Raw genomic sequence first — 12,750 nt, 5'->3', positions numbered from 1 at the left:
AGCTGCGTCCAAAGCGCCGAAAATACCCTCACCGTGTCGTCAAATTGGTCATTCCGAAACCAGAAAGCCTCCGCCCGTGCTCCAGGCGCGTCTATCGGCTCGCTGGTGACGGATCCGGGCTAGGTCAAACCGCCCGGCCACTCAATCCGGCGCGGACCGTGGCTCCAGATCAGGCTACGCGCGAAGCACAAAGGGCCGCTGACGCGGCCCTTTGTGCATCCCTTCGCATCCGCACGGCGGGATTCCAGCCGGCGGCGGCGCCGCGGATCACTCGGCGCGCATCACTTGATCTTCGCTTCCTTGAAAACCACGTGTTTGCGCGCGACCGGGTCGTACTTCTTCATCTCGAACTTGTCGGGCGTGTTCTTGCGGTTCTTCGTCGTCGTGTAGAAGTAGCCCGTGTCGGCGGTCGATACCAAGCGGATTTTCTCGACGTCCTTCTTCTTGCCTGCCATGTGATGCTCCTATCCGGTCCGTCAGAGCTTCTCGCCGCGCGCACGCAGCTCAGCGACGATGGCGTCGACGCCCTTCTTGTCGATGATGCGCATCCCGGCTGCGGACACGCGCAGCGTCACGAAGCGCTTTTCCGACTCCAGCCAGAAGCGATGCCGGTGCAGGTTGGGCTCGAACCGGCGACGACGCTTGTTATTGGCGTGCGAGACCGTATTGCCGGTGATCGGCCGCTTGCCGGTGACCTGACAGACTTTGGACATGACAGCAGTTCCCGAAAAAGACCCAAAGGGCCTGACGCGCCGGCGATTCCAAACACCCGAAAGCGCGGGCAGGCCGGCAAAAGGGGCGCAATTGTGCCAGCGGCTCCGCGCTCGGGCAAGCCCCGCCCTCGGGCGCCATACGCGTCCTCCCCCGATCGAGGGGGAGCACGCCGGCGCCGGCTGGTGCATGCTTGCACCATCCTTCCGAGCATCCGGCGAGCGATGACCGCATCTGCAAAACCCACCGCATCGTTGCGAACGCTTCTGCTCGACGCGGGTCGGCGTCTGCTCGACGCCGGCGGCGCCGAGGATCTTACCGAGGCCGCCGTATGCGCGGCGGCCGAGCTGCCGGCAACGACCCTGCGCCAGGCCTTCGACGACTGGGACGACTACCGCTGCGCGCTGCTGAACGATCTGTTCGATGAGGTCCGCGACCGGGTCACGCGCATCACCGACAACATGCCACCGAGCGTGGAACGACTCAAACTCGCACTGGAAACCTATTTCGAAGCCAATCTGGGACGTCCCGCGTTGCGCCGCTTGGTCCTGTCGCTGGCCTTCACGCCGTGCGGGGCCCGGCTCATCCAGAGCCGTATGACGGCCTTCGCCGTGATGATGGGCATCGAACTGCGGGCACTCCACCGGCCGCACCCGCAGGCCAGCGCGCGCTTATTGACGGCAGCCGCGGCCGAGATCGCCCTGGCCGAACATGAGGCGGGCGCGCGCGAGCCCGCATTGCGAGACACGCTGTTTCGCTATCTGGAGCGGGCGGCATGAACGCGCGGGAGAGCATGATCGCGCTGGCCGGAACACTGGCCGCCGAGATCGACTTCTGGACGCTCAGCGTGGACCACATCTGCGCGCGTGCCGGCGTCGATCGTGCCGAGTTCGCCGCCAGCTTCGGCGATCTCGACGGCTACCTGGTCGCCGTGCAGGAAGCGTTCATGGACCGCTTGCGCGATCGCCTCATCGCCGTGACCTCGGGCGTGCCGTCCGGCGTGCGCCGCGTGCAGTTGGCGACGGAGTCCTTCCTCGACACCTGCCTTAAGCAGCGGCCGCTGCGCGCGTGGCTGCTGCAGGCGCGGGGGCGTCCGCCGGTCTACGCCAGCCTGCGCCGGCGCCTGCGCATTTACTGGGTGCTGGTGGGCGCCGAGCTGCGTGCCATGGGCTGGCGTGACGGCGTCGCCGGCGCGCGGCTGTACATGGCGATGGTCGACGCCGCCACCAGCATCGAACATCGGACGGGCCGTCAGGAGAAGGTCAGGGCCGCGCTCTGGCACTTCATCGAACACGGCGGCTGAGCGGGCGCGAGATCGCAGCGCGCGGCCGGCCAGGGATGTCTCCGCGCGCGGAGCGCTGCCGCCGGCAACGAACGCACGCAAACCGCCGCCGCGATGGCGGACGGTTCACTCATAGCGGTAGACCAGATCGATGCCGATTGCGCGCGGCTCGCCCCAGACCACGGCGCGGTCGGCCTGTGGCAGGTTGTCGATGGCGGTGAGTTCGTATTCTTCGTCCAGCAGGTTCTTGCCCCACAGTGCGAGGTCGAGCGTACCGCGGTTACCGAGGCGCAGGCCGTCGAACATGACACGCGCGTTGAGCAGACCGTAGCCCTCGATCGCGGTGAGTCCACGCCGTTCCTCGACGATGACGAAGCCGGTGCGTTCACCGACGTAGTTCCAGCTCGCGTAAGCACGCAGATCGCCCCAGCCGAAGTGGGCGGCGGTCCAGTCGGCGAGCAGCACGCCGGAGTGCGGCGGCGCAGAAATGAACGGGTAGAGGTGGGCGACGTTGTTGCCGTCCACGTCGATGACTTCGAGCACCTCGGCGTCGAGATAAGCGTACTGGAAGCCGAGCATGAGATTGACCGCGGGCACGAAGGCACCTTCGAGCTCTAAGCCGGTGATGCGCGCCTTGCCGGCGTTCCGCGACTTGGTGTCGGAGATCGTGCCGGCGATCGATCCGGGCACCGGCACGGCGAACAGGCTCGCATCAGCGAGCCGCACTTCGACGAACTGGCTCTGGATGAAGTCCTTGATCGCGTAGCGCTCGTCGCGCGAGGCGCGCAGCCCCACGGTGAGATTCAAGCTCCGGTCGAACCAGTCGGGCCGTAGGCTGAGCTGCCCATAAGCGGCGTAAGCCCGGTTCTCGATACCGTACCGGTAATCCCAGTAGGCGGACAGGCGCGGCAGCACGTCGTCCTGCAACTGCGCGCGCACCATCGGCGGCAGCAGGCTCAGCAAGGGATCGGACTGCTGCGGGTCGATGGTCGCGCTCTGGATGTGATGCACCGGACCGCCATCCTCGCCGCCCTTTTCGGTGAAGTAGTACAGGCCGGCGATGTAGTTGATGCGCTCGTCCCAGGCGCCGCCGCTGATCTGCAGCTCGTGCGACCACTGATCCTGGAACGTGGTCGGGATCACCAGTGGCGTCGGTTCGCCGCCATTGATCATGCGCGCAGCGGCGCTGTCGTAGGCGTTGGTGTCGATGCGATAGCCGGTGTCGCCCTTGCCGCCGGACAGATCGGGATACTGCGAATCCTCCAGCCGCCGATAGCCACCGATGTATTTGAGCTCCGCCGCACCCAGCGCCTGGGTGATGGTGAGCGTATGCCCGCTCACCTGCGCGTCGGAGGCTTCCATCGGCGCGCCGGAGGCCAGCGCGTGCAGGCGACGATGCGAGTAGACGGTGTTGGCTTCCGCGTAGGGCTTGAACGCTTCGGCGAGGCCGTGATCGGTGCGCGGCGGCAACACCGCCTGGAACATGTAGTTCACATACTCGAGGTCGGTCACGTCGTAGCCGTAGTCGACGGTCAGCGTATCGCTCGGCAGCCAGCGCAGGTCGAAACGTCCGCCCAGCGCCGCCCGGTCGCCGAAGTCGCGCCCCGCGCCCGTGTTCTCGACGAAGCCGTCGCTGCGGCGCACCAGCAGCGCCAGCTTGGCCGCGAAGTCGTCGGCGAGCGGCAGGTTGAACGCGCTCTTGCCCACCCACAGGTTGCGCTCGCCCAAGGTGAGCTTGTGATCCATCGCGAACGCCGAAGGATCCGGCCGCCGGGTGATGATGTTGATCGCACCACCCGTGGAATTGCGGCCGTAGAGCACGCCCTGCGGCCCGCGCAGCACTTCCATGCGTTCGATGTCGGCCAGGTCTAGCGCGAGCCCAACCGAGCGCGCGAGATAGACGCCGTCCAGATAGATGCCGACGGCGGGATCCTGCGTCACCTGGGAATCGGTCACGCCGACGCCGCGGATGGAGATGCGCAGCGTGGTGCTCGACAGCGGAAACGGCTCGATGACCATGCTCGGCACGTTGGCGCCGAGGTCTTCGAGCCCGCCGATGCCGCGCAGCGCCATCGTCTCGGCGCCGAAGGCCTCCATGGAGATCGGCGTGTCCTGCAGCGAGGACACCTTCTTCTGCGCGGTGACGACGATCTCTTCGAGCTGGCGGCCGCGCGGCGGCTTGCGCGCAACTTCCCGCGGCGGTTCGGCAGGTGTCGGCTCCGGCACCGCAATGACCGCGTCGTGGACCTCGCCGGTATCCGCTTCCGGCGACGCGGATTCGGCGGCGGCGTCTTGCAGCAGCGCGTCGAGATCGTCCTGCGCCGAGACCGGCGTGTGCAGAACTACGGCCAGCGCTTCGAGCAGCGCCTGCGGGGCCAGCTTCATCGTTCTCGCTCCAGTTCGCCGGAGAGAGCCGCGCCCTTTTTCGCTAACGCTCGCGCTCGCCCTCGTCCTTCTCCCACAACACGTCCGCCGCCCGCTGATCGACGACGCCGAGCAGGCGGTTGAGCGTCGTCTTGAGAATCGCCGCGTCGCCCGCACCGAGGCGTTCGAGCACCTGCGACTCGATGGCCTTGGCCGCCGAGATCAAGCGGATCGCCGCCTCGCGACCGGCCTGGGTCAAGGCGTAGCCGTCCGCCGTGCGCCGCGCAAAGCCGCGCTCGACCAGGCCGTCGAGCGCGCGCTGGCGGTTCGCATCGAGCACCCCGGCCATCCCCTCGGCGATCTGGTTCTCGGTCAGCAGCGGCTTGAGCGTGAGCGTGGACAGCACGTAGAACTCCATGTCGTCCAGGCCTTCGGCGTCGAGGAAGGGGCGGATCTGCGCAAAGAAACGAAAATGGCTGCGTCCGAGCAGATAGCCGAGAAAGTCCTCGCCGAAGCTGCCGGCCAGATGCGCACTGCGCGGCTTCATGTCTGGCGGATCGCGCCGTGTCGCATGTGCGTATTTGCCGCCGTGGAACACCAGCGGCGCCGCCTCGTCGCGATCGAAGCGCAACACTTCCCCGATGAAGATCAGATGATCGCCGCCCTGGTACTGCGAGGCCGTGCGGCACTCAAAGCGCGCCGCGCAGCCGCGCAGCAAGGGCACGCCGCCCACGCCATCCTCGATTTCGAGGCCGGCGAACTTGTCCACGCCACGCCGTGCAAAGCGCCCGGACAGCTCTTCCTGGTCGGCGCCGAGCACATGCACCGCCCAGTGTGTGGCCGCGCGAAACGCCTCGAAGCTCATCGCATTGTTGGCCAGGCTCCACAGCACCAGCGGCGGATCGAGTGACACGGAGTTGAAGCTGTTGGCGGTCAGACCAATCGGCGTGCCGTCACCGGCGCGCGCGGTGATGATGGTCACGCCGGTGGCGAAGGTGCCGAGCGCCTTGCGGAACTCCGTCGTGTCGAATGGCGGCCTGCCGTGTCGTGAAGACGAGGTCACAGGTTGTATTTGATGGTGAAGGTGGCGTAGTCGCGGTCGGTGACCGGGTTCGATGGAATCGGGCTATCGCGCACGGTCTTGCTCGGATTGCCGAGGAACCAGTTGTAGCCGAGCGCGAATTCGAGGTTCTGCAGGTACTGGGCCGTCACCGACAAGCCGATGCGGCGGTCACCCTCGCCGAACAGCGCGCCGAAGCTGCCGGCGATCGAGGAGTAGCCCTTGATCGCATGGGCATAGGCGATCGGGATACCGATGTCCCAACCCGCAAAGACATTGCGCCCTTTCGGCAGGATCAGCGTCTGGAAAGCCCAGGCTTCGCGGTCGTAGAACAGCTGGCGGCCGTCGCCGCGCGGCACCTGTCCATTGAAGGCCGGAATCGGATCGACGTCGTCGATGTACACGTACGAGGCCTCGGACACGACGGCGACTTCGTCGAAGAACAACACGCGCGGATTGGTCACGTACAGCGACGAGACATTGGCCTGCCAGGCCTCGGCTCGCGTGAACACCGGACTGAGGACGCCGGAGATCTCGGCGGCGGCGGAGGTGTCGATGCCGTCGCGGTAGCTGATGTCGCCGGCGAAGTTCAGGCCGAACAGCGTCGTCGACCAGCTCGCCGCGATCATCTCGATGTCGTCGAAATACTTGACGTTGTAGCTGACCGGCACTTGCTGATTGATCAGCGCGGTGGTCAGCGTCTGACCGGCCAGTTCGCCGATGTAGGCAAAGCCGAAGTTCAGGTTCACCGTCGGGTTGTGGTTGTGGTAGCGGATGTAATAGCCGCCGACACTGGTGTTGGGCGTGACCTGGGCCTTGAAACCGACGCCCCACTGGCCGTCGTCATCAGGACGGATGTCGGCCTCGCGCGGCACGTTGATCGTGCGCGGCGCGTTGAGCAACGGCCCGCCGATGCCGCCACCGAGCTGGCACAAAAAGCTCAGCGGACCGAGCAAGCCGGGGCAGTTCTCGGCGTATGCCGGGTTTCCGGAGCCGTAGGCCATTTCGGCACCGGGTCCGACGACGTCGGCGACCGAGAAGAAGTCGCCGGCCGGGAACACCTCGGTCGGCGCATAGTCGAGCTGGTAATAGCCCATCAGCGAGAAGTTGTAACCGAAGGCCAGCGTCGCCGAGACCTGATGCACCGGCAGCAAGATCTCCTTGATCTCCGCGCCCGGCACGAAGGCCTTGGTGGCGTCGTTGGGACTCTGCGCACTGGCGATGTTGGGGAAAAACAGACTCTCGCCCCAAGCCACCAGATGCTTGCCGAAACGCACATTCAGCGCGATCGAATCGGTGAGCAGGAAGTCGCCGTACACGTAGGCATCGAGCAAGCGCGAGCGCTCGCCGTTGTAGTACTCGGCGTCTTCGGTGAAACGGTTGAACGCGCAGGTCTGCGCATTTTCGGCGCAGGCCAGCGTATTGGGGCCGTAGTCGTTGACGTCATCGGGATCGACCGGATCGCGGTCGTTCTTCGAATGGAACACCCAGTCGTAGAACGCCGTGCCGCTGACCACCAGACCGAGGTTCTCGCGGCGCAGACCGACCTCGTAGACGGCGCTCAGGCGGTTGTTGATCGGGCTCCAGCGATCGAAGTTGCGGTTGCCGTCGTCGAGGTTGATCGTCGTCGGCAAACCGGTGTGGGTGAAGCCGATGACCTGCTCGCCGTTGGGCAGCACGCCCGGCTGGAACGGATCGACCGGGCCGTCGATCAACGCGGACGACGGATCTTGCGCGCGCACGGCGAGGCTGTAGGTCGTCGTGATCTTGTAGCTCCCGTCGATGTCGAACGGCAGGTCGAACGACCCCGCCAGTGCCGCCGGACTCCACAGCAGCGTACCCGCCGCCACGAACCAAGCCCCGAAAACACCGCGCCCGACCGAGCTTTCGCGCATGTCTCTCCCCCGGACTTCGTTGTCAAGCAAATCGCGGACAACCTAGATGGGGGGCGTCCGATTGGCCTCACCCGAAATGAGTAGGGTTGGCCGTACGCGACCTCAGAAGCTGTACTTGACCGTGACCGCCGCGTAGTCGCGATCGGCGTAGGGGCGCGACTCGAAATGCGGGCTGCCCAGAAAGTAGTTCAGGCTGGCGCCGAGCTGCAGCCTTTGCAGATAGGTGAAATTGACGCCCACGCTCAGGCGCCTGTCACCCTCGCCCATCAGCGAGCCGAGGCCCGACAGCAGCGAGGAGTGGCCGCTGCCGATGCCCGAGTACGCGACCGGGATCAGCATGTCCCAGCCGTTGAGCACGTTTTTGTAGTCGAACAGGAACAGGAAGGAGTAGCCCCAGGCGTCGCGGGTGAAGCTAAGGTCAGTGCTGCAACTGGTCGGGCCGCAGGCCTCGTCGACGTCCTCGACGTGGATGTAGCCGAGCTCGCCGACGACGGTTGCGCTGTCCCAGAACATCGTCGGACCCACGGTGTACAGGCCGGACAGCAGCCCTTGCATCACCTCGGCCCGCGTCGGCGTCGGCACCGGGCCGAGCAGGCCGCCGTCGACATCGACCAGCACGTCGACGCCGTTGCGGTAGATCGCCTCGCCGCCGATGTTGGCGCCGAACAGCGTCGTCGAGAAGCTGATCGCCGACAGGTCGATGCCGTCGAAATAGCGGACGTTGTAGGTCACCGGCACCTGCAGCCCGAGCGCCTCGGTGGTCAGCAGCACCGGCGCGCCGTTGAGGCCGCCGAGCAAGGTGGCGTAGCCGTAGTTCTGCACCGGCGCCGGGGTCGTGTTGTGGTAGCGCAGTTGGTAAAAACCCAGCGTCGTCGACGGCGTCGCCTGCCACTTCACACCCACGCCCCACTGGCCGTGATCCGATGGCGTGATGTCTGCGCCGCGCACGACGTTGATGTACTGCGGCGTGTTCGGCTGCTCGATCTCGTCGAGCGGCAGATTGACATCGGGCAGCACACCGTCGAGCAGGTCGAAGACCGTGCCGAGCAGATGGGTCAGCCCCTGCGCCGGCAGATCCGGCGCGAGCAAGTCGAGCACCAGGGCGAGCGCCTCGGGCACATCGTCGGACAGCACATTGATGTCCGAAAGATTGGCCAGGTACAGCGGGTTCTCGATGCCCCAGATGAACTGCGCGCCGGGCCCGACGACGTCGGAGACCGAGAAGTATTCGCCGACCGGGTTGAGCTCCACCGGTTTGAATTCGAGCTTGTACTGCGCGAGTAGCGTCCACTCGTAGTTGAGCGCGAACTGCATCGACACCTGGTTGACCGGCAGCAGGATGCTCTTGACGTCGGCGCCCGGCACCGTGGCCTTGGTCGCGTCTGCCGGCACCTGCGCCAACGCGACGCCGGAGAAGAACAGGCTCTCGCCCCAGGCGGCGATGTGGCGGCCGACGCGCAGATTCAGCATGCCCTCGTCGCCGATGTACCAGGAGCCGTAGGCATAGGCATCGAGCAGCCGCGCACGGCGCCCGGCGAAGTGTCGGGCACTGTCGGAGAACGCGTTGACGTGACCCTCGAACGGCGCGTTCGGGTCCCCGTTGGTGCGGTTGATCGTCGACGGCGAACGGTTGTCGTTGCTGCGGCGGTAGGCGTCATCGTAGAACGCATCGCCGCTCAGCAACACGCCATAGTCGCCCTTGGAGAATTGCAGCTCGCCGAGCAGAGTCAGGCGATTGTTGACGATCGATCCGCCGTCGAAGTTGCGGTCGCCGTCGTCGTAGTTGTTCGACTCCGGAAACTTGATGTAGTCGGGAATCGGAATCTCGGGACTCGGCGGCGTGTCGATGATGCCGTCGTGCGGGTCCTTGAGTCGCACCGCCAACGAGTACGCGGCCTGCAGCTGATATTGCGTGTCGACGCCGAACAGGCTCGTCGAGCCGGCCTGCGCCGTGCCGCTGGCGCCCACGCTGCCGACGATGCAGATCGCCGCGGACAGTAATGCGTGGACACAGCCGATCCCATCGCGATCCGTGTGGGCCACCGTCGCGTCTCCTCGCTTTTGAACCGGATTGGATGCGTCGAGCTTAGGCAAGCCGGCCGGCGCCGGCGTCATCCGAATCGATGAACGCCTTGCTAAAATCGCCGGCGTTTTTCAGATCGTTGCGGTCGGCGGATTCCTACGCCTCATGGCCTTGCGACTGGTGTGCGCCCGCGGTTTCGGGCACCGTATCACCACCAAGGCCACGCAACTGCCCTGCGGCCTTGCGTGAATAACGAGGGGAGACCATGCATCGCCTGAGCCCGATCGACGCCGCCTTCCTGCGCATGGAGTCCAAGCGCACGCCGATGCACGTCGGCGCGATGATGACCTTCAAGCTGCCGGACGATGCGCCCGCCGACTTCTGTCAACGGCTCGTGCAGCAGATGCGCGAACAGCCGTTCATGCCCTATCCGTTCAGCTGCCGGCTCGCGCGCGGACGCTTCGGGGGCTACCGCCCGATCTGGGAAGACAGCGAGGTGGACATGGAATACCACCTGCGCCACTCGGCCCTACCGTTTCCGGGCGGCGAGAAAGAGCTGGGCGTGCTGGTGGCGCGCATGCACTCGCATCCGCTCGACCTGTCGCGACCGCTGTGGGAATGCCATGTGATCGAAGGCCTGGAAGGACGGCGCTTCGCGCTGTACTTCAAGGCGCACCACTGCGCGATCGACGGCGTCGGCGCGATGCGCATGGTGCACAACTGGCTGTCGAAGGACCCGTCCGATCGCAGGGGCGTCGGCCCGTGGACCGTGCTCGAACGCAAGCACGCGCCGCAGCGCACGCCGTCGCTGCGCGAGCGCGTGGCATCGCCGGCGCGCGCGGCCGCCGCGCAGATCCGCGGCCTCAAGGAGCTGGTCAGCAAGCTCGGCGCGATGGTCCAGGGCGAGGACAGCTCGGTGCGCCTGGCACTGCAGGTGCCGCGCAGTCTGTTCAATCAGCGCATCTCGCAGCAGCGCCGCCTCGGCACGCAGATCCTGAGCCTGGCACGCCTGCGCGGTGTCGCCGAAGCCGAAGGCGTGACCGTCAACGACGTGCTGCTTGCAATCGTCGGCGGCGTGTTCCGGCGCTACCTGCTCGAACAGCGCGCCCTGCCCGAGCGCAGCCTGATCGCCTCGGTGCCGATGGGGCTGGCGCGGCCCGACGGCAATCCCGGAACGGCCGCCGCGGGCTTCATCACACCGCTGGGCACCGATCTGGACGACCCGATCGAACGCCTGCGCTGGATCCATCGCGTCACCGTGCGCGGCAAGCGCGACCTGTCGTCGATGTCATCGGCTGCGCAGAGCCAGTTCGCTCTGCTGGGCATCGCCCCGCTGCTGCTCGGCCAGGTCACCGGCGTGCTGCCGAAGCTGCCGCCGCTGTTCAACTGCGTGGTCTCCAACGTCGTGCTGTCGAAGGAGCCGCTGTATTTGATGGGTGCCGAACTCGAAGCGATGTACCCGGTGTCCTTCCTGTTCGACGGCTACGCGCTCAACGTCACCCTGGTCGGTTACCGCGACGGCGTCGCCGTGGGCTTTCTCGGCTGCCGCGATGCGATTCCGAGCCTGCAGAAGCTCGCGGTGTACAGCAGTGAGGCGCTGGGCGAACTCGAAGCGGCCGCCGGGCTCGCGCCGCCGGCGAAGAAGACTGCGCGCGGCCGCACTCGGAGTCGATCGTCGTCCTGAAAGCCCGTGACTTTTTCAGGCTCTCAGACCGGCCAGCGATGGCCGGACGTGAATCCGTGCATGTGCTGGACTGCGTGGGGAAGATGCACAAGACACGCATGTCTTCACAGACGCTGAGCCCAGGCGCAGTGCGGGTCAGGAATACGGTTGGAGCGGGCGCGCCGCGCGCACCGGGCGGCACGAGCGCGAGATCGCGCCGATGATGCGCACGGTGCGCAGAAAGCCCACCGGTGCGATCGACTTGCCGTTGTTGAGGATGGCCACCGAGATGTCGCGCTCGGGATCGGCCCAGCACAGCACGGTGAGAAAGCCGATGTGGCCGAAAGCCGCGCGGCAATTCGGACCCCACAAGCCAAACGGACGCTCGCCGAGCATGAAGCCGGGCGAGAAGCGGATGGGGATGCCGAGCATGCCGTCGAACTGGATCTTGCCGACCGGTCGGATCGCGGCGCGCACGGTCTCGGGCTTGAGGATGCGCCGGCCCTCGAATTCGCCGTCGTCGAGCAACATCTGGAACACGCGACAGGCATCGTCGGCCGAGGCGTAGATGTTGCCCGCCGGCACGATCGACGACAGGAAGGCCTCGTCGTTCGAGGCCTCGACCGCGCGCTCGAAATCGACGCCGAGCACGCGCTCGGAGATCGCGGTGATCGGCCACATCGGCTTGGGCCCGGTGCGGTAGTGGCGTGGCGCCAGCGCGCGCTGCTCCGGCGGCAGGCCAAAGCTCATGAACTGCAGCTTCAGCGGCTCGGCGATCCACTGGCGCAGCGCGTCGCGCAGGGCGATTCTGCCGACACGGCGCACCAGCTCGCCGATGATGAAGCCGCTGGTCAGCGCGTGGTAGGCCTGCTTCTCGAAACGCGGATCGAACGGCGGCGCCAAGCATAGCAGGTGCACCATCGCGTCCCAGTGCTGCAGCAGGCTCGGGTCCGGATGCTTGACCGGCAAGGTCGGAATGCCGGCGCGGTGCGCGAGCAACTGGCGGATGGTCACGCGATCCTTGCCGTGCGGCGCGAACTCCGGGATGTATTCGACCACGCGCTGGTCGAGCGAGAGCTTGCCGTCCTCGGCGAGCTTGTGGACCAACAGCGCGGTGATCGCCTTGGACGCCGAGAACAGGCACATCGGCGCATCCGGCGTGAGCACGACGCGGTCTTCACGCTCGCCCGGCCCGTTGCCGCGCAGATAGCCGATCGAGCGCTTCATCAGGACGCGGCCGTGGCGGCGGATCACGATGGTGAACGCCGGCTGCAGGCCGGTGCGGTAGAGGTTCTCGACGGCTTCCCAGATGCGCGCCAGACCGCGCGGGCTCACACCCAGCTCGGTCGGCGGCGTCTCGGCCGCGTGATCGATTCGCGTGATCGATGCCAGATCGCGCGGAACGACGACCCGACGATAGCCGAGCATCAAAACTGTGCCGCCGGTACGTGGACGACGATGCCGTCGAGTGCGTCGCTCATTCGCAACTGGCAGGACAGGCGGCTGCGCTCGTTCGGCTCGATGGCGCCCTCCAGCATCGACTGCTCGATGTCATCGGCCGGCTCCAGCTTCGTCACCCACTCGGGATCGACGTAGACGTGGCAGGTCGCGCAGGAACAGCCGCCGCCGCAGTCGGCGACGATACCGGGCACGAGATTGGCGGTGGCCGCCTCCATGATCGACTGGCCGACACGGGCCTCGATCCGTTGGCGGCTACCGTCGGGCTGGACAAAGACGATCGTGGGCATCGCA

General features: G+C 66.4%; 12 protein-coding genes. 4 read left to right on the top strand and 8 right to left on the bottom strand.

Translation table 11 applies throughout. The annotated features are described in order from the left end of the window. Window positions 1-281: 281 nt before the first annotated feature. Window positions 282-455: a 50S ribosomal protein L33 gene (gene rpmG / locus ABSH63_RS08320; protein ID WP_352888932.1), complete on the bottom strand. Its 174-nt coding sequence runs from the start codon at window positions 453-455 to the stop codon at window positions 282-284. Between the two features lie 21 nt (window positions 456-476). Then, entirely contained in the window at window positions 477-713 is a 237-nt protein-coding gene (gene rpmB / locus ABSH63_RS08315; RefSeq protein WP_352888930.1) for a 50S ribosomal protein L28, read from the bottom strand. A gap of 222 nt (window positions 714-935) precedes the next feature. On the opposite strand from rpmB, the gene ABSH63_RS08310 reads away from it, so the two are divergent. Together ABSH63_RS08310 and ABSH63_RS08305 are read left to right on the top strand one after the other, a co-directional pair. After that, complete coding sequence (locus tag ABSH63_RS08310) at window positions 936-1,490, top strand: TetR/AcrR family transcriptional regulator (RefSeq protein WP_352888928.1); 555 nt, start codon at window positions 936-938, stop codon at window positions 1,488-1,490. Beyond that, complete coding sequence (locus ABSH63_RS08305; RefSeq protein ID WP_352888927.1) at window positions 1,487-2,014, top strand: TetR/AcrR family transcriptional regulator; 528 nt, start codon at window positions 1,487-1,489, stop codon at window positions 2,012-2,014. The genes ABSH63_RS08310 and ABSH63_RS08305 overlap by 4 nt, the downstream gene beginning before the upstream one ends. 105 nt (window positions 2,015-2,119) lie before the next feature. On the opposite strand, the gene ABSH63_RS08300 is transcribed toward ABSH63_RS08305, so the two are convergent. The 4 genes from ABSH63_RS08300 to ABSH63_RS08285 all read right to left on the bottom strand — a co-directional run bounded on the left by ABSH63_RS08300 (window position 2,120) and on the right by ABSH63_RS08285 (window position 9,355). Further along, window positions 2,120-4,378 (bottom strand): TonB-dependent receptor, encoded by a 2,259-nt coding sequence (locus tag ABSH63_RS08300; RefSeq protein WP_352888925.1) that lies wholly within the window; start codon window positions 4,376-4,378, stop codon window positions 2,120-2,122. A 43-nt stretch (window positions 4,379-4,421) separates the two neighbouring features. Further along, window positions 4,422-5,420, bottom strand: a complete 999-nt coding sequence (locus tag ABSH63_RS08295) for a flavin reductase (RefSeq protein ID WP_352888924.1) — start codon at window positions 5,418-5,420, stop codon at window positions 4,422-4,424. After that, window positions 5,417-7,312 carry a DUF1302 domain-containing protein gene (locus ABSH63_RS08290; RefSeq protein WP_352888923.1) on the bottom strand — a complete coding sequence of 632 codons (1,896 nt, stop codon included), beginning with the start codon at window positions 7,310-7,312 and terminating at the stop codon, window positions 5,417-5,419. Before ABSH63_RS08290 ends, ABSH63_RS08295 begins: the two co-directional genes overlap by 4 nt. Window positions 7,313-7,414: 102 nt before the next feature. Next, window positions 7,415-9,355: a DUF1302 domain-containing protein gene (locus ABSH63_RS08285; RefSeq protein WP_352888922.1), complete on the bottom strand. Its 1,941-nt coding sequence runs from the start codon at window positions 9,353-9,355 to the stop codon at window positions 7,415-7,417. 28 nt (window positions 9,356-9,383) lie between these two features. Here ABSH63_RS08285 and ABSH63_RS08280 point away from each other — a divergent pair, with 28 nt between their 5' ends. After that, the gene (locus ABSH63_RS08280) at window positions 9,384-9,584 is read left to right on the top strand and encodes a hypothetical protein (RefSeq protein WP_352888920.1); all 201 of its coding nucleotides are present in this window, start codon (window positions 9,384-9,386) and stop codon (window positions 9,582-9,584) included. A 16-nt stretch (window positions 9,585-9,600) separates the two neighbouring features. Then, window positions 9,601-11,019, top strand: coding sequence for a WS/DGAT/MGAT family O-acyltransferase (locus ABSH63_RS08275; RefSeq protein ID WP_352888919.1), 1,419 nt, complete (start codon window positions 9,601-9,603; stop codon window positions 11,017-11,019). Between the two features lie 135 nt (window positions 11,020-11,154). Here ABSH63_RS08275 and ABSH63_RS08270 read toward each other — a convergent pair whose 3' ends face one another. Together ABSH63_RS08270 and ABSH63_RS08265 are read right to left on the bottom strand one after the other, a co-directional pair. Further along, window positions 11,155-12,426 carry a serine hydrolase domain-containing protein gene (locus tag ABSH63_RS08270; RefSeq protein ID WP_352888918.1) on the bottom strand — a complete coding sequence of 424 codons (1,272 nt, stop codon included), beginning with the start codon at window positions 12,424-12,426 and terminating at the stop codon, window positions 11,155-11,157. Next, window positions 12,426-12,746 carry a 2Fe-2S iron-sulfur cluster-binding protein gene (locus ABSH63_RS08265; RefSeq protein WP_352888916.1) on the bottom strand — a complete coding sequence of 107 codons (321 nt, stop codon included), beginning with the start codon at window positions 12,744-12,746 and terminating at the stop codon, window positions 12,426-12,428. Before ABSH63_RS08265 ends, ABSH63_RS08270 begins: the two co-directional genes overlap by 1 nt. Window positions 12,747-12,750 lie beyond the last annotated feature (4 nt).

Source organism: Sinimarinibacterium thermocellulolyticum (assembly GCF_040327995.1).
Lineage (GTDB): Bacteria > Pseudomonadota > Gammaproteobacteria > Nevskiales > Nevskiaceae > Solimonas > Solimonas thermocellulolyticum.
This window is presented reverse-complemented; position numbering and strand designations above follow the sequence as displayed.